The sequence below is a fragment of the Paraburkholderia sp. SG-MS1 genome (assembly GCF_012275575.1).
Lineage (GTDB): Bacteria > Pseudomonadota > Gammaproteobacteria > Burkholderiales > Burkholderiaceae > Paraburkholderia.
The window spans coordinates 22,131-37,490 of sequence record NZ_NPIH01000263.1; the positions used below are offsets into that span (position 1 = coordinate 22,131).

Genomic DNA, 15,360 nt, shown 5'->3' on the forward strand with positions numbered 1-15,360 from the left:
AACGGCTCAAGCGAATGGCTGTTCGGTAGCCGCCGAAGCACGCGGCGACGTACTGTCCGTGCGATTCGAAATCGCCGCGATGGTCGCGCCTTCGCGCAAGCTGTGTGGCAGGGTCAAGGCGAGCGATGTGTTGCCGGATGCGTGGTCGTCGCCGGTGACGCGCGCGAGCAGGCGCCGCCAGGCCGCACAGCCGATCTCGCGATTCGGCGCGCAGACGCTCGCGAGCGGCGGCGAGAGCAGCTCGCCCATCGCGAGGCCGTCGAACCCGAGAATCGACATGTCCTGCGGAATGCGCAGACGCGCGCGACGCAGGCCGCGCATCACGACCATCGCGAGCAGGTCGTTGCTGCAGAAGAGGGCGGTCGGGCGATTCTGTCCGCTCGTCAGATGCGCGAGCACGGACGGCGCCAGTTCTTCCGCGTTGAAATCGACTTCGAGCGCCGGTGCGGGCGTGAGACCGGCTTGCTGCATGGCCTGCGCGTAGCCGAGATGGCGTTGACGCGCGCGGTCTGACGCGGCCAGCGTGCCCGCCAGCATCAGGATGCGGCGATGGCCGTGTGCGATCAGCGAGCGCACGCCGTCGTAGGCAGCAAGCCGATTGTCGACCGATACCGACGGCCGCCGCACCGTGTCGTTGTGCATCAGCACGTAGAGCAGGCCGGCACGGTCGAGTTCGTCGAGCAGCGGATGCGTGTCGGCGTCGGTGACGGTCAGAATCAGTCCTTCGACGCGCTGTTCGCGCAGCGTTTCGATGGCGTGGCGTTCGCGGTCGGCGTCGTACTGGGTCGTCATCAGCATGAGCCGGTAGCCTTGCGCCGACGCGAGTTCGTCGATGCCTTGCAGGCATTCGGCGAACACCGGATTGGCAAGCGTCGGCAGGATCACGCCGATCAGCCGCGTGCGCTCGCCGCGCAACTGCCGCCCGAGCGGGCTGGGGCGAAAGTTCAGCGCGTCGATCGATTGACGCACCTTGTCGAGCGTGATCGGGTTCACGGTGTGCGGCGCGTTGATCGCGCGCGAGACCGTGGCGATGGAGAAGCCCGCGTGGGCGGCGACATCTTTGATCGTCGGGATCATGGTTTCCGCTCCGGCTGTAAACGTTTTCGTGAGCGGATTATCGGGAACGTTTGTGACTGCCGGATGACTCCGGTTTCGAGCGAGACGAGGGCAATGGCAGCGGGTGTCTGCAGGACGAGGCGCCGGTTGGTGCGCCCGCCGGGCAATGGTAGAATTCGCGTCCACGCGCGCTTGCAGCCCCTGCCGGGGTGATGAAATTGGTAAACATAGCGGACTTAAAATCCGCCGCTTAACAGCTTACGGGTTCAAGTCCCGTCCCCGGCACCAGTGATATGGGTGGGATTTTGGATTTTCTGAGGAAATCCCGTGCTTGCCGTTCACGACCGAAGAACCGCGTGGATCCGCAGCTTCTGTGATCGTGAGGCGTCGCTGGCGGCCACCGATTTACTCAACGATCGGATCGTATCGTTCTCCAGCACCTTCTCGCCCCTTTCGAAAATGTCGGCCTCGACGAATCCGGTCTTGAAGGTTCTGGTTTCAGTGTCGAGGTAGAGCAAAAAAATACTCAGACATCGATACCCTTTGCGTATCATTCCACTCGCGGCGCGGGCGAGTTCCATACGCATGCCTGCTGGACATCGCCCGGCGCTGCGAAGCATCCGTCTTGCGTTCCGTTCATATTGTTCCGGTATCGACAAGTCAAGCAGGCGCCGAAAAGTATCCCGGAACGCGAAGTGGCATTGTCAAAAAAGGTCGTGGGTGGCGTTCATCTGGCGTCGCCCACGCGAAGGTCATGCATACGGCATTGCGTGATGCCATGCCGGCGTATAGCCGTGTTCCGCTTTCATATAGAGTGTCAGAATGCCTGCGTGCGTTGATTTGCTTAAACCTTGAAACCCTGTTTCGCATGCCATAATCAAAGCACTCACGCTCGGGAGGGTAGCCAATTGAAAGGAACCGAACTCGATTTGTACACGACGCAGGAGCCCAGCCATTCCCTTGCGTTCGATCTCTTCAGTGATACCTGGTTTTCAAACGTACCCAATTACGGCCTCGGCACGGCGCCCCACTTCGAAGACGGCCGCATCCAGTGGCTCGAACGGACGTGCGGTGGGTTCGCCGGCAAGAGCGTGCTCGAACTCGGTCCCATGGAAGGCGGTCACACCTACATGCTGTCGCAAGGCGGCGCGTCCCATGTTCTGGCGGTCGAGGCGAACTCAAAGGCTTTCCTGAAATGTCTGCTTGTTCAGAATGCGTTGAAGTTCAACGCCGAGTTCATGTATGGCGACTTCCGCCAACTCCTCCATAAGCGCGATCAACGCTTCGATCTGATTCTTGCGAGCGGCGTGCTCTATCACATGACCGACCCGGTGTCGTTGCTCGAGGACATGGCCCACGCGTCCGACTCGGTCTGCATCTGGACTCACTACTACGACGCCGACGTCGCCCGCACCAACGTCAACATGCAACGGCATGGCGAAGCCGAACCGACGATTTCCGAGTTCCGCGGCCGTCCGGTCACGACGCATCGGATGAATTATCTCGGCGCCATCGAGAACAGGAAGTTTATCGGCGGCACTGCGCCGCATAGTTACTGGATCACCAAAGAGAGCCTGATGACCGTGCTCGACGCGCTCGGCATGACGGTGCTCGTCGGCCTGGACGATCAGAATCACCCGGCAGGACCGTCGATCCTGCTCTATGCGACGCGTATTCCCAACTTCAACGAAGCCGTTTATCTGAAACAACATCCCGACGTTGCGCAAGCCGTTGCCACCGGGCATTTCGCGTCGGGCGCGGAGCACTACATTCGTTTCGGGCGCGCAGAAGGGCGCGTGTCCGAATAAACCGGCGCGGGCGGCCGGTTTGGGCCCGCGCCGTTTTGCCTGATAGCCCCGATTCCCAGAGTGACTGAAATGAATAATCGATTCCAAGGCGAGAAGCGGTTTTTCGATCATCCCGTAGTCGCCGACACACCGATCGACCCTCAGGCGCAAGTCTTCAAGTACGAAGCCTTTCCGGCGAGCGGCCCGGTTCCCTGGCTCGATCGTCCGGACGCGCGACAGACGATCGAATCGCGTTTGCGCGATGGCGAGATCACCGCGCAGCAGGCCGAATGGTGTCGAAAGTGGGTTGACGATGGCTATCTGATCATCGAAGGCTTCTTCGATGAGACACAGCTCGATGAAACCTGGAACGCCTACGAGAAGGCGATCGAGACGGGCGCAGTGAAGCCGCCGGTCGAACCGCTGTTCGATGGCGATACGCTGCCTGGCCGTACGCTTAACCCGCACTTTTCGGTCGAAGCAATCCGGGCCATGCTGTTCGACGAAAAAATGAGCGAGCTGGTCAGCCTGCTGCTGGGTGCGAAGGCCGCACCGTTCCAGACCATCGCCGGTCACAAGAGCAGCGAGCAGCTGCAACATTCAGACTCGATCCACATGTCCACGTACCCCAACGGATATCTGGTCGCCAACTGGATTGCGTTCGAAGATATTCATCCGGACTCCGGACCGTTGGTCTTTCATCCGGGCAGCCACAAATTGCCCTACGTGATGTCCGCTGCGCTGGGGATGCCGTTCGGCTGTGGCTATTCGGCGTATCACGACGTTTACGAACCGGCGATCCAGAAGATCATCGCCGATAACGCGCTGGAAGCGCATTATTTCCTGCCGAAGAAAGGCGACGTGCTGCTCTGGCATGCGAACCTTCTGCACGGCGGCAGCAAGATGAAAGAGTCCGCGCATGCGAGCCGCAAAGCGCTCGTCTGTCATTACTTCTCGCAGGGATGCCTGTGCTATCACGATCTGACCGGCATGCCGTCGACGCTGACGCCGCTCGCGTTCGACGCGCGCGCCTATCTGGACGCAAATCCGGACGTGAAAGCGTCGGGCGGGAATGCGCTGCAACACTACGTGTACTACGGCCGCTTTGAAGGGCGTCCGACGCGGCCCCCCGAGATCGTGGTGCCTGCGGAACTCGTTGCGCTCGGTTTCGATATCACGGAGTATCTCGCGGCTAATCCCGACGTCGCGGCGGCCGGCGTCGATCCGATTGCTCACTACCTCGAATTCGGCAAAGCCGAGAACCGGCGTATCCGGCCTTAAACACTTCGATCGGTTTTCCCGCCAGCCTGCGTGGTCCCGCGATGTCCGGATGCGCGGCGCTGGCGCAGCCAGTCGTGTCACGCTCCCTCGGGCCGCCGATGAACCGACGCGCGAACACATGCACACGACCCTGTCCCACCTGAAATACCTGAGCGGCTACCCGGCGCCTTTGCAAGAGAAGGCGAGAAAGCTTATCGCCGACGAGCGACTGGGCGCCTACCTCAGCACGCGTTACCCGAACACGCACGACGTGCAAACCGACCGCGCGCTGTATGCCTACTGCGCGGACCTGAAACGCGAACACCTGCGCAGTGCCGAGCAGATCGACAAGGTCGCCTACGACAGCAAACTCGACGTGCTCCGCCACGCGTTGGGCCTGCATACGAGCATTTCGCGCGTGCAGGGCGGCAAGCTGAAGGCGAAGAAGGAAATCCGCATTGCGTCGCTATTCAAAGGCGCGGCGCCGGAGTTTCTGAAGATGATCGTGGTGCACGAACTCGCTCATCTGAAGGAGAGCGATCACAACAAGGCGTTCTATCGGCTCTGCGAGTTCATGCAACCTGGCTACCATCAGATCGAATTCGATTTGCGTCTTTATCTGACGCATCGCGATCTGGCTAAAAAGCAGGGCTGACGGCCCGTCAGGCCGCCACTGCCTCGAGCGCCGCCGACGCCGTCAGCAACACGGGAATCGACTTCGAAGTTGGCGTGCCCGCGCCATCGGCCACCGACGACAGCGGCACGAGCGGATTCGTCTCCGGGTAATAAGCGCCGAGGCATCCGCGCGGAATGTCGTACTCCACGAGCAGAAAACCGTCCGCATGCCGCTCGATGCCATCGGCCCACACGCTCGTGATATCCACCCGCTGTCCCGCGACGAAACCCAGCATCGCCAGATCGTCCCTGTTCGCGAACAGCACGCGCCGTTGTCCATAGACGCCGCGATAGCGGTCATCGAGACCGTAAATCGTCGTGTTGTACTGATCGTGCGAACGCGTGGTCATCAGCGTCATCAGCTTCTCGCCATGCTGCTTGCGCGCCTGATGAATCGGCGTCGCGACGTCGATCGCATGCACGAGGAACTGCGCCTTGCCGCTCGGCGTCTTCCAGATCCGCTCGCGCGACGCCACGCCCAGGTGAAAACCGCCCGGGTTCTTCAGGCGCTCGTTGTAATCGTGGAAGCCTTCGATCACTTTCGCGATACCGTCGCGAATCAGCGCGTAATCCGCCGCCTGCGCGAGCCAGTCCACCTTGCCGCTGCCGAGCGTCGTATGCGCCATCCGCGCGACGATCGCGATCTCCGACAGCAGATTCTCCGATGCCGGCTTGTTCATCCCATACGAGATGTGCACCATGCTCATCGAATCCTCGACGCTCACGCCCTGCGCGACACCGTTCTGCAGATCGATCTCGGTGCGCCCGAGCGTCGGCAGGATCAGCGCGTCGCGGCCATGCACGAGGTGGCTGCGGTTCAGCTTGGTCGTGATGTGCACGGTCAGATCGCAGGAGCGCATGGCTTCCCATGTGCGCGGGGTATCGGGCGTCGCAATCGAGAAGTTGCCGCCAAGACCGATGAACACCTTCACCTTGCCGTCGAGCATGGCCTGGATCGTGTTGACCACGTCGAGCCCGTGCTCGCGCGGCGGCTCGAAATCGTAGACCTCGCCGAGCCGGTCGAGAAACGCCTGGGTCGGCTTTTCTTCGATGCCGACCGTGCGGTCGCCCTGCACGTTTGAATGACCGCGTACCGGGCACAGCCCCGCGCCTCGGCGGCCGATATTGCCGCGCATCATCATCAGGTTCGACAGCAGTTGCACCGTCGGCACCGAATTCTTGTGCTGCGTGAGTCCCATGCCCCACGTCGAAATCACCGCGCGTCCCTTCACGTAGATGTCGGCCAGCTTCAGCACGTCCTCGAACGGCACGCCCGCTTCAGCGACGATGGTGTCCCAGCGCTCGGCGCGTAGATCATCGGCGAATGCATCGAAGCCCACCGTGTGTTCGGCGATGAAGCCGACATCCAGCACGCGTTCGAGACCGCAGGCGAGCGCTTCGTCGTCGAGTTCGATCACGCGCTTGGCGACGCCCTTGATCAGCGTGAAGTCACCGCCCACTTTCGGGCGGATGAACACGGAGCTGATTTTCGTGCTGCCCATCGTCAGCATTTCCACCGGATGCTGCGGGCTCGCGAAGCGCTCGAGGCCGCGCTCCTTCAGCGGATTGATCGACACGATGGTCGCGCCGCGCTTCGCGCACTCGCGCAGTTCGCCGAGCATGCGCGGATGATTGGTGGCTGGATTCTGGCCGAAGATCAGCAGCGTGTCGGCATGTTCGAAGTCGTCGAGCGTGACCGTGCCCTTGCCGATACCAACCGTATGCGGCAAGCCGCGGCTGGTCGCTTCGTGGCACATGTTCGAGCAGTCGGGGAAGTTGTTGGTGCCGTACATGCGCACGAACAACTGATACAGAAACGCGGCCTCATTGCTCGCGCGGCCCGACGTATAGAACGCGGCGCGGTCCGGATGGTCGAGTTGCTTCAGGTGGCGCGCGATCAGCTCGAACGCTTCGTGCCAGCCGATCGGCACGTAACGGTCGGCGAGCGCATCGTAGACGAGCGGGGCGGTCAGGCGGCCGTGCTGTTCGAGTTCGAAGTCCGACTGCGCCATCAGTTCTTCGACCGTGTGCTGCGCGAAGAAGGCGGGCGTCACGCGCTTGCTGGTCGCCTCGGCGGCCACCGCCTTGACGCCGTTCTCGCAGAATTCGAAGGTCGACGCGTGCTCGCGATCCGGCCACGCGCAGCCGGGGCAGTCGAAGCCGTCCGGCTGATTCTGTTTGAGCAGCGTGCGGTAGTTGCCGCCCGTCACCTTTTCCTTGATCAGGTTGATGGCAACGTACTTCAGCGCCCCCCAGCCGGCGGCCGGGTGCGTGTAGGGTTCGATGCGGGGTTCGCTGCGAGCTTCGGATTTCTTCATGATCTTGCCGCTGGATAAGGCCTGGCGCGTGTGGACGGCGCTTTTTAAGCCGATACCTGCAAGACTACTGTGTTCCAAAAAATGCACTGCATACAGAAAATTGGAAAGCAGAGGGATACAGTTGCCGGATTCTGTCATAGACTGGCGCTTCCCGCCCCGTTCGCGTTTGACCCACGCCCTTGAAACTGTACGAAAAGCTCGCCGATGAAATGACCGAAGCCGTGCGCCGTGGCGTGTTCGCAGCGGGCGAGCGGATTTTGTCGGTGCGCCAGGCGAGCCAGCAGCACCGCGTGAGCATCAAGACCGTGCTGCATGCGTACGCGTTGCTGGAAAGCCGGGGCGTTGTCGAGAGCCGGCCGCAATCCGGCTATTTCGTGCGTGACGCCGCCGCTCGCGCGCTCGCGCCCGCCGCGCCGCAGCCGGGCCGCAACCGTGCGCCGCAAGCCGCGCCGGTGGCCGCCGAGGTGGACGTGAGCCGGCTCGTCCTGTCGACGCTGCGCAGCATCCGCGCCCACGACGCTGTGCCGTTCGGCTCGCCGTATCCCGATCCGTCGCTGTTCCCGTGGCGGCGCATCAATCAGTATGCAAACGCGATCGCGCGCCGTCAGGCAAGCTGGAATCTGATCGACGACCTGCCGCCCGGCAACCCCGAGCTGATCCGGCAGATCGCGCGGCGCTACGCCGCAAACGGCATGCCGGTCGATCCCGGCGAAATCGTCATCACCCTGGGCGCGACCGAAGCGATCAACCTGAGCCTGCAGGCGGTCGCCAAGCCGGGCGACACGGTGGCCGTCGAATCGCCGACTTACTACGCGATGCTGCACGCGATCGAGCGCCTGGGCATGCGCGCGATCGAAGTGGCGACGCATCCGCAGCACGGCATCGACATCGAGGCGCTCGCGCAGGTGATCGCGCGGCAGAAGATCGCCGCCTGCATGGTGATGCCGAACTTCCAGAATCCGCTCGGTTTCCAGATGCCCGACGCGCGCAAGCGGCAACTGGTCGAGCTGCTCGCCGCGCATGAAATTCCCGCGATCGAGAACGACGTCTACCAGGAACTGTATTTCGGCAACGCGCGGCCGTCGACGCTGAAGAGCTACGACACGAAGGGGTTGGTGCTGCACTGCGCGTCGTTCTCGAAGAGTCTGACGGCGTCGTACCGGATCGGCTGGGCGCTGCCGGGACGCTACCGCGCACAGGTCGAGAAGCTGAAGTTTCTCAATACGCTGACCACGCCTTCGGTGCCGCAGGTCGCCGTCGCGGATTACTTGCGGCAGGACGGCTATGATCGTCATCTGCGGCACGTGCGCAAGGTGTACCGGCAGCAGGCGAGCATCATGACGGCGCTGGTGCAGCGCTTTTTCCCCGTTGGCACGCGCATGTCGACGCCGCAAGGCGGCTACGTGCTGTGGGTGGAATTGCCCGGCAGTGTCGATTCGATGCGGCTCTATCAGGCGGCGCTTGCGCGCAGCATCACGGTCGGACCCGGGATGATGTTTTCGACGCGCAACGATTTTCGCCATTTCATCCGGCTCAACTACAGCTATCCATGGACGGCGCAGACCGAAGCGGCGCTGAAGACGCTGGGCGAACTCGTCAAACAGATGACGTAACAAGCAGGAGACGCGAATGGACGACGATGACATCGATCCGGTGCTGGCCGCCGTGCTTGCGCAACTGTGGCGCGCGCATCGGGAAACACCGGGCGGCGCGTGGTCGCTCGCGAAGCTGTCGAAGCAGGCGGGCGTGCCGATGAGCGCCTTGCGGCGCCAGTTGACGGCGCTCGCCGACGGCGGTCTGGTGGACACCACCTTCAACGAGGAGGGCACCGGCACGGCGCGTTTGAGCGAACTGGGCGAGGGTGTGTGCGCGGAATTGTTCGGCGGCGAGGACGAGGCGCCGGATGTCGAAGAGGCCGCCGAGCCGCCGCCGAAACTTCACTGATGTGTGTGCGGGGACGCAAGGAAGGTGAGGAAGGTGAGGCACGTGAGACGGGCCCGGGATAACGGCGCATGGGCGCCTCGCTCGCGTGTGTGCTCGACGCCCCACGCGCCGCACGATGTTGCCTAACGCGTCGGCCGCAGGAACTGCAGCAACGCATCGGTGACGGCCTCCGGCTGCGCTTGCGCGACCCAATGCTCTGCGCCGTCGAACTGCAAAGCCTGCACGTCGAGCGCGCTATGGCGCAGCTCCTCGCCGACGATCGGCTCGAGGCTGCCCGCGGCGCCGCTCCCCTGCACCGGCATGGTCGGCTTGCGTTGCGCGAACGCATGGTTCCAGCAGAGGGGATGCAGTCAGACGCGGCGCAGCGCACGCCGACGCACGAACCGCCTCAATCGCGGCGTGCGCCGCCGCGTTGGCGTGCGCCGCCTGCTTGACACGGCGCGGGCGCGCGACAGCGCGAGCCCGGCCGTGATGCTCTGCCCGCTGACCTCAAAGCTGACTCATACCGCCATCGACGATGATTTCCGTGCCGACGATGAACGCCGATTCCGGCGCGGCGAGATGCAACACGGTCGAGGCGATTTCCTCCGGCTTGCCGAAGCGGCCGACCGGCACCTGGGCGAGAATCTGCGCGGCGGTGGCTTCGAGCGCGGCGGCGTCGAGGCCGAGCTTGCCGTACAGGGGCGTCTGCACCGGGCCGGGGCTCACGACGTTCACGCGCACGCCTTGCGGCAGCAATTCCGCCGAGAGCGTCTTCGCGAGCGAGATCAGCGCCGCCTTGCTCGCCGCGTACACCGACGATGCCGGCATGCCGATATGCGCATTGATCGAGCCGTTCATCACAATCGACGCGCCCTTGTTCAAAAGCGGCAGCAACGCCTGGATCTGGAAATAGGCGCCTTTGGCGTTGGTGTTGAACGTGGCGTCCCAGAAGGCTTCGTCGACTTCGGGGAAGGGCGCGAACTTCGCGGTGCCGGCGTTCACGAACACGGCGTCGAGCCGGATGCCCGCGGCGTCGATCGCGGCGGCGAGTTCGCGGGCCGAGGCGATCGAACCGGCGTCGTTGCGCACCGCGAGCGCATTGGCCCCGAGCTGGGTGCGAGCGGTGTCGAGGGCGTCGGCGTCACGTCCGGTGATGACGACACGCGCGCCTTCATCCGCGAAGGCCTTGGCGGCCGCGAAGCCGATGCCGCTGCTGCCGCCGGTGACCAGAACCGATCTGCCTTGAAAGCGAGTCATTTTGTTTCTCCGAAAAAGTGCTGCGGGTTGGTGAGAGGGATATTGCGCCAGACAAGGAGGCTTGCCGTGCCATTTTCGTGATGCACTCGTTCGAAGATATCGAATATGTCCGCCCGATCCTGCGGCGGCCCCCACAATACGGTTTTTGTTATGGGCGGGATAACGGATAAAAATTTTTCCGCTGAAATTGGCCTTTGAATATGGCCCCGTATGCTGCAGCTTGCCCGGGCAGTCCGGGCTCAGTCGCAGGCACGGTCAACCATCTTCGGAGAATCCATGAAAACAAAGCTGGCGCGAGCGCTGACCCATTCATTGCGCATCAATGTCGTCCGTTCGGTGCTGGACACCGCATGCAGCGCCTGCGTCGGGGTCACTGCCGCGGCGGTCCTAGCGTTCGGCGCCGGGCCTGCGGTGGCGGCGAACACGCAGCCGGTCGGCATCGCGTTCGTCTATCTCGGCAATCCGGGCGACGCCGGCTGGACCTATGCGCACGAGCAGGGCGTGAAAGAGGTCGAGGCGAAGTTCGGCGACAAGATCAAGGTGACGCGCGTCGAGAACGTGCCGGAGTCGGCGGATTCTGAGCGCGTGTTCCGCGATCTCGCAGCCAAGGGCAACAAGATCGTGGTGGGGTCGAGCTTCGGCTTCCAGGATTTCGAGCTGAAAGTCGCGAAGGACTTTCCGGACACCGTGTTCGAACACGCGACGGGTTTCAAGAAAGCGGGCAACTTCGCGACCTATGACGTGCGCACTTACCAGAGCGCTTATCTGGCCGGGCTCGTGGCGGGCTATACGACCAGATCGAACACGCTCGGCTTCGTCGGTTCGGTGCCGGTGCCGGAAGTGGTTCGCAACATCAACGCGTTCACGATGGGCGCGCGCTCGGTCAACCCGAACGCGCGCGTGAAGGTGGTGTGGATCAATAGCTGGTTCGATCCGGGCCGCGAAAAGCAGGCCGCCGAAACGCTGATCGGCCAGGGCGCCGACGTGCTGATCCAGAACACCGATTCGACCGCGACGATGCAGACCGCCGAGCAGAAGAAGGTGCATGCGTTCGGCTGGGATTCCGACATGAAGAAGTTCGGGCCGAATGCACAACTCGGCGCGTGCGTGAGTAACTGGGGCGTGTATTACACCCATCTGGTCGAGCAGGTGATGTCGAATACGTGGACCAACGCGCCGGTGTGGTGGGGGCTGAAAGAGAACGCGATCGATCTCGCGGACATCAACACCAGCGCCGTGTCGCCGGTTGCGCAAAAGGCGCTGAGCCAGAAGCGCGACGACATCATCTCCGGCAAATTCAATCCGTTTGCCGGGCCTATCGTGGATCAGTCCGGGGCGGTGAAGGTCGCCGCCGGCAAGTCCTTGAGCGACGCGGAACTACTGCGCCTGAACTGGTTCGTGCAGGGCGTGGACGGTACGTTGCCGAAATAAGCAATTGGTTTGGGTGACTAACTATTGTCGAGGAGAGCGTCGTTGAGTCCGAGCGTTTCGAATGAAGCCGCCGCGCAAGCGGCGAACACGCCGCCACAAGGATTGACGCCGACGCACGAGCAGATCGTGCGGCATCTGCGGCATTCGAGCCGGATCGCCGAGCGCGCGACGCTGCTGGGCCATCATCCGTTCGGCGCGGTGCTGGTCGGGCCGGACCAGGAAACCGTGCTGATGGAGCAAGGCAACGTCGATACGGTAAATCACGCCGAATCGGTGCTGGCACGCGTGGCGGCGCTGAACTTCACGCCGGAGTATCTGTGGAGCTGCACGCTGTACACGTCGGTCGAGCCTTGCTGCATGTGCGCCGGCACGATGTACTGGGCCAATATCGGGCGCGTCGTGTTCGGCATGACCGAGAAGCGTCTGCTGGAGGCCACCGGCGATCACGCGGAGAACCCGACAATGAGCGTCGATTGCCGCTATGTGTTCGATCATTGCCAGAAGCGGGTGGAGGTGATCGGGCCGGTCGCCGAGGTAGAAGCCGAGGTGATGGCGGTGCAGCGGCGGTTCTGGAGCGCACGGTAGCGGAGGTTCGCTGTTTGCGGTGCCGGAGGGTCTATCGGCACGCGCCGGGGAGGAAGACTTCACGGAGCACCACGGGCATACGCATGCATGCGCGTGTCCGTGGTGCACGTTGACTGGCGGGTTTGTCCTGTTCAGGAACACGCCGCCCTACTGCGAGGCGCTCGCCTGCATTTGCGATGATCCCACCATTGCGACCCCGCAGAACCAGTCGCTGCCGTGCACGTTATATTTCCACGGATTGCCGGTCTGCCTGATCACGGTCGAACACTGTTCGTTGACCACCGGGCCGGGGTTCGCCGCCGTGCATTGAAGCAGCGTTCTCGCTGCGGCCTGAACCGTCGTCATCGACGGTTTGCGCCGACCACCGGCTGCACCCGGCTCTGGTGCAACAGCCAACGCGCTCGACGGCGCAAGCGGCGTCCCGCTTCGCATGCTGTCGATCAGCCGCTGCAACTCCTCGATACGCGTCGCATACCACGTCCCCAGACACGCCGCGTCGCGGCAGTTCGCTTCGCGCCATGCCCACTTGCTGTCGCTGTCGTCCAGAAACGCGCGACGCTCGACGACTCGCCGGCGCGCTTTCCAGTACAGTTGCCCCAGCGTGTCGTCGAGCTTCGAGAGCGCGGGATCGTTGCAGATCATGCGTTCGGTGAGGGAGCGTCCCCTGTGACAGTCGAAGCTGGTGGCATGGGCCGGCAGATGCACGAGCATCAGACCGGCGATCAGAAGCGGACGAAAAACTTTCATGGCGTTCCTGGCGTTCCTGGCGTTGCGTGGATTTCTCATGCAACGGATGATCGGCCGGGCGACCCGAACGCAGATGCCCGAAAAACGCATGACTTCGGGCAGGTCGTTACTAAATCTTGCTTCGTAGCTCATCAGCACACACGTTGGCCGGCATGTCAAAAGCGGCCTTTAAAACGGGAGAGGGAATGAAACAGCACCTGTTTCGATGTCTTTATGTAGCAGCGGGCCTGCTGACGCTGCCCATCGCGGCCGACGCGCAGTCGCAAGCCTTCACGGCGAGCGGCGTCAACGTGCGCGCGGGCCCTGCTGGCGATTACCCGATCGTCGCGCAGCTGCCGCCCGGCGTACCGGTGACGGTGATGGGCTGTCTCGCCAATTACCAATGGTGCGATGTCGCGGCGCCCAATCTGCGCGGCTGGGTGTTTGCGTCGCTGCTCAGTTCGCCCTACCAGGGTGGCAACGTGCCGCTGATGAACTATGGCACCGTGCTCGGCCTGCCGATCCTGGGTTTTTCGATCGGCGATTACTGGGGCAACTATTATCGCGGGCGGCCCTGGTACAACCAGCAGTCGCGCTGGGCGCATCATGCGCCGCCGCCTCCGCCGCGACCCGGGGCGGGACGCCCGCCGGGACATCAGGGCGCGCGTCCAGGCGGGTATCCGCCGGGGAATGCGGGCGGAAGGCCGCCGGGCGGTCAGCAACCGGGGCATGCGGGCGGTCGGCCATCGGGCGGCCATCAACCGGGGAACGCAGGTGGTCGGCCACCGGGCGGTCAACAACCTGGAAATGCAGGCGGACGGCCCCCGGGCGGTCAACAACCTGGAAATGCAGGCGGACGGCCACCGGGCGGCCACCAACCGGGGAACGCAGGTAGTCGGCCACCGGGTGGTCAGCAAGGCGGCACAGGTGGTCGTCCCCCCGGGGGAGAATCACACGGCGGCGGCAATCATCCCCAAGGCGGACCCTCACAAGGCGGAGGCGGAGGCCGTCCGCCCGGCGGCGGGAACGGTTGAGGAAGCTGACGCGCCGAAGCCCACCGCCCAGGCCGCGATACGTCAGCGCGGCCTGGGCGGCCTCGGGCCCAAAGTCCACATCGGCTACGACGATCTTGAAGCCAACCAGTCAACGGCATACACGTATGCACTTCATCAGCCTGGCGTCGCGCAACCGCGTGCCTCTGCGCCGTCCCTATCTGTCGCCGCCTTCAACTCATCCCCCATGCGCCCTGCCATGCATTAAGAATATTCGGCACCGCCTTCGCGTAAACCCCGGTGTGCCGCGTACACTAGATTGCCGATGTTGGGTTGGGGGGCGCATAAATGACTAGCGAAGCGACATCAGGTGGCACGATGGGAGCAGCGCCCGAGGGCACCCACTACCGGCCGGATCTGGCCGAAGAGGTGTTGGCGTCGGAGCGTAGCGTGTTGCGGCTGATTACCCGCAACACGCCGCTGCCGGAATTACTCGATGAAGTATGCCGCCGCGCGGAAGCGCTGCTTGGCGAAGGTGCGTCCTGTTCGATCCTTTTGCTCGACCCCGACGGCGTGCACGCCAGAGTCGGCGGCGCACCGTCGTTGCCGCCGCAGTTCAGCGCGAAGATCGACGGCGTCGCGATCGGTCCGCGCGTCGGGTCCTGCGGTACCGCGATGTACGAGCGGCGTCTCGTCATCGCCGAAGACATCGAAACCGATCCGCTGTGGGCGGACTATCGGCACCTCGCGCTGCCGCACGGATTGCGCGCCTGCTGGTCCGTGCCGTTCGAGAACGACGCCGGCACGGTGCTCGGCGCGTTCGCGGTGTATTACCCCGTCTTGCGCCGGCCGAGCGCCGAAGAGGAGGCGATTCTGCGCGACATCGGCAGCAGCGTCGGCCTCGCGGTGCATCAGGACGTGATGGCGCAGCGCCTTGCGCATAGCGAAGAGCATCACCGGCTGGTGGTCGATCATCTGAGCGAAGGCATCGTCGTGCAATCGCGCGCGGGTGTCGTGCTCGCCTGCAATCCGAGCGCGCAGCGCATGCTGCGGACGAACTCGCAGATCATCGGCCGCAGCATCCGGAGCGTGATGACGCGCAGCTATCACGAGGACGGCACGCTCGTCAGCGAGCCCGACCGTCCGACCTCGCAGGTGCTGGCGACCGGCAAGCCGATCCTCGGCGTCACGATCGGCATCGAGCTCGTCGGCGGCGACGTCGTGTGGATTACCGAGAACGTCGTGCCGATCATCCGGCCGGGCGACAGCGAGCCCAGCTCGGTGCTGATCTCGTTCACCGACATCGGGCCCGTGCGCGAAGCCCAACAGCAGCTCAAGTTCCTCGCG

Annotated in this window: 15 protein-coding genes, 1 tRNA gene and 1 pseudogene; 11 read left to right on the top strand and 6 right to left on the bottom strand. The window is 63.6% G+C overall.

Annotation, left to right across the window (positions count from 1 at the left end; genetic code table 11):
• Positions 1-6: 6 nt before the first annotated feature.
• The gene (locus tag CIC12_RS26690) at positions 7-1,077 is read right to left on the bottom strand and encodes a LacI family DNA-binding transcriptional regulator (RefSeq protein WP_168668557.1); all 1,071 of its coding nucleotides are present in this window, start codon (positions 1,075-1,077) and stop codon (positions 7-9) included.
• A 182-nt stretch (positions 1,078-1,259) separates the two neighbouring features.
• Between CIC12_RS26690 and CIC12_RS26695 the strand changes: the two genes are divergently transcribed.
• A tRNA-Leu gene (locus CIC12_RS26695) sits at positions 1,260-1,344 on the top strand.
• A gap of 50 nt (positions 1,345-1,394) precedes the next feature.
• On the opposite strand, the gene CIC12_RS26700 is transcribed toward CIC12_RS26695, so the two are convergent.
• Complete coding sequence (locus CIC12_RS26700) at positions 1,395-1,637, bottom strand: hypothetical protein (protein WP_168668559.1); 243 nt, start codon at positions 1,635-1,637, stop codon at positions 1,395-1,397.
• A gap of 327 nt (positions 1,638-1,964) precedes the next feature.
• Here CIC12_RS26700 and CIC12_RS26705 point away from each other — a divergent pair, with 327 nt between their 5' ends.
• From CIC12_RS26705 to CIC12_RS26715, 3 genes are all read left to right on the top strand, one after another.
• Positions 1,965-2,864 carry a class I SAM-dependent methyltransferase gene (locus CIC12_RS26705; RefSeq protein WP_168668561.1) on the top strand — a complete coding sequence of 300 codons (900 nt, stop codon included), beginning with the start codon at positions 1,965-1,967 and terminating at the stop codon, positions 2,862-2,864.
• Between the two features lie 69 nt (positions 2,865-2,933).
• On the top strand, positions 2,934-4,124 hold the full coding sequence (locus CIC12_RS26710) for a phytanoyl-CoA dioxygenase family protein (protein ID WP_168668563.1): 1,191 nt from the start codon (positions 2,934-2,936) through the stop codon (positions 4,122-4,124).
• 130 nt (positions 4,125-4,254) lie between these two features.
• Entirely contained in the window at positions 4,255-4,758 is a 504-nt protein-coding gene (locus CIC12_RS26715) for a M48 metallopeptidase family protein (RefSeq protein ID WP_168668587.1), read from the top strand.
• 7 nt (positions 4,759-4,765) lie between these two features.
• Here the strand turns inward: CIC12_RS26715 and CIC12_RS26720 are convergent, their stop codons facing one another.
• Positions 4,766-7,096 (bottom strand): FdhF/YdeP family oxidoreductase, encoded by a 2,331-nt coding sequence (locus tag CIC12_RS26720; RefSeq protein ID WP_168668565.1) that lies wholly within the window; start codon positions 7,094-7,096, stop codon positions 4,766-4,768.
• Between the two features lie 179 nt (positions 7,097-7,275).
• On the opposite strand from CIC12_RS26720, the gene CIC12_RS26725 reads away from it, so the two are divergent.
• A complete protein-coding gene (locus CIC12_RS26725; protein ID WP_168668567.1) occupies positions 7,276-8,709 on the top strand; it encodes an aminotransferase-like domain-containing protein in 1,434 nt (477 codons plus the stop codon).
• Positions 8,710-8,725: 16 nt separating this feature from the next.
• On the top strand, positions 8,726-9,040 hold the full coding sequence (locus CIC12_RS26730) for a helix-turn-helix domain-containing protein (RefSeq protein ID WP_168668569.1): 315 nt from the start codon (positions 8,726-8,728) through the stop codon (positions 9,038-9,040).
• Positions 9,041-9,162: 122 nt separating this feature from the next.
• On the opposite strand, the gene CIC12_RS26735 is transcribed toward CIC12_RS26730, so the two are convergent.
• A complete protein-coding gene (locus CIC12_RS26735) occupies positions 9,163-9,342 on the bottom strand; it encodes a hypothetical protein (protein WP_168668571.1) in 180 nt (59 codons plus the stop codon).
• Positions 9,343-9,529: 187 nt separating this feature from the next.
• A complete protein-coding gene (locus CIC12_RS26740; protein WP_168668573.1) occupies positions 9,530-10,279 on the bottom strand; it encodes an SDR family oxidoreductase in 750 nt (249 codons plus the stop codon).
• 276 nt (positions 10,280-10,555) lie between these two features.
• Between CIC12_RS26740 and CIC12_RS26745 the strand changes: the two genes are divergently transcribed.
• Positions 10,556-11,710: a BMP family ABC transporter substrate-binding protein gene (locus CIC12_RS26745; protein WP_168668575.1), complete on the top strand. Its 1,155-nt coding sequence runs from the start codon at positions 10,556-10,558 to the stop codon at positions 11,708-11,710.
• Positions 11,711-11,752: 42 nt separating this feature from the next.
• Positions 11,753-12,295, top strand: coding sequence for a nucleoside deaminase (locus CIC12_RS26750; RefSeq protein ID WP_168668577.1), 543 nt, complete (start codon positions 11,753-11,755; stop codon positions 12,293-12,295).
• A 147-nt stretch (positions 12,296-12,442) separates the two neighbouring features.
• Here the strand turns inward: CIC12_RS26750 and CIC12_RS26755 are convergent, their stop codons facing one another.
• Positions 12,443-13,042 (bottom strand): lysozyme inhibitor LprI family protein, encoded by a 600-nt coding sequence (locus CIC12_RS26755; RefSeq protein WP_168668579.1) that lies wholly within the window; start codon positions 13,040-13,042, stop codon positions 12,443-12,445.
• A 185-nt stretch (positions 13,043-13,227) separates the two neighbouring features.
• On the opposite strand from CIC12_RS26755, the pseudogene CIC12_RS33360 reads away from it, so the two are divergent.
• From CIC12_RS33360 to CIC12_RS26765, 3 genes and pseudogenes are all read left to right on the top strand, one after another.
• A pseudogene (locus CIC12_RS33360) lies at positions 13,228-13,470 on the top strand (SH3 domain-containing protein); the annotation flags it as partial.
• A gap of 280 nt (positions 13,471-13,750) precedes the next feature.
• On the top strand, positions 13,751-14,281 hold the full coding sequence (locus CIC12_RS33365; RefSeq protein WP_238812905.1) for a hypothetical protein: 531 nt from the start codon (positions 13,751-13,753) through the stop codon (positions 14,279-14,281).
• A gap of 80 nt (positions 14,282-14,361) precedes the next feature.
• Positions 14,362-15,360 (top strand): GAF domain-containing protein (locus CIC12_RS26765; protein WP_168668583.1); only part of this gene is annotated, 999 nt, incomplete at its 3' end.

What these genes read in the sequence shown, in the direction of transcription:
- CIC12_RS26690 (WP_168668557.1), bottom strand. Translation starts at nt 1,077, where the DNA reads ATGATCCCGACGATCAAAGATGTCGCCGCCCACGCGGGCTTCTCCATC.
- CIC12_RS26700 (WP_168668559.1), bottom strand. Translation starts at nt 1,637, where the DNA reads ATGGAACTCGCCCGCGCCGCGAGTGGAATGATACGCAAAGGGTATCGA.
- CIC12_RS26710 (WP_168668563.1), top strand. Translation starts at nt 2,934, where the DNA reads ATGAATAATCGATTCCAAGGCGAGAAGCGGTTTTTCGATCATCCCGTA.
- CIC12_RS26720 (WP_168668565.1), bottom strand. Translation starts at nt 7,096, where the DNA reads ATGAAGAAATCCGAAGCTCGCAGCGAACCCCGCATCGAACCCTACACG.
- CIC12_RS26730 (WP_168668569.1), top strand. Translation starts at nt 8,726, where the DNA reads ATGGACGACGATGACATCGATCCGGTGCTGGCCGCCGTGCTTGCGCAA.
- CIC12_RS26735 (WP_168668571.1), bottom strand. Translation starts at nt 9,342, where the DNA reads ATGCCGGTGCAGGGGAGCGGCGCCGCGGGCAGCCTCGAGCCGATCGTC.
- CIC12_RS26740 (WP_168668573.1), bottom strand. Translation starts at nt 10,279, where the DNA reads ATGACTCGCTTTCAAGGCAGATCGGTTCTGGTCACCGGCGGCAGCAGC.
- CIC12_RS26745 (WP_168668575.1), top strand. Translation starts at nt 10,556, where the DNA reads ATGAAAACAAAGCTGGCGCGAGCGCTGACCCATTCATTGCGCATCAAT.
- CIC12_RS26755 (WP_168668579.1), bottom strand. Translation starts at nt 13,042, where the DNA reads ATGAAAGTTTTTCGTCCGCTTCTGATCGCCGGTCTGATGCTCGTGCAT.
- CIC12_RS33365 (WP_238812905.1), top strand. Translation starts at nt 13,751, where the DNA reads ATGCGGGCGGTCGGCCATCGGGCGGCCATCAACCGGGGAACGCAGGTG.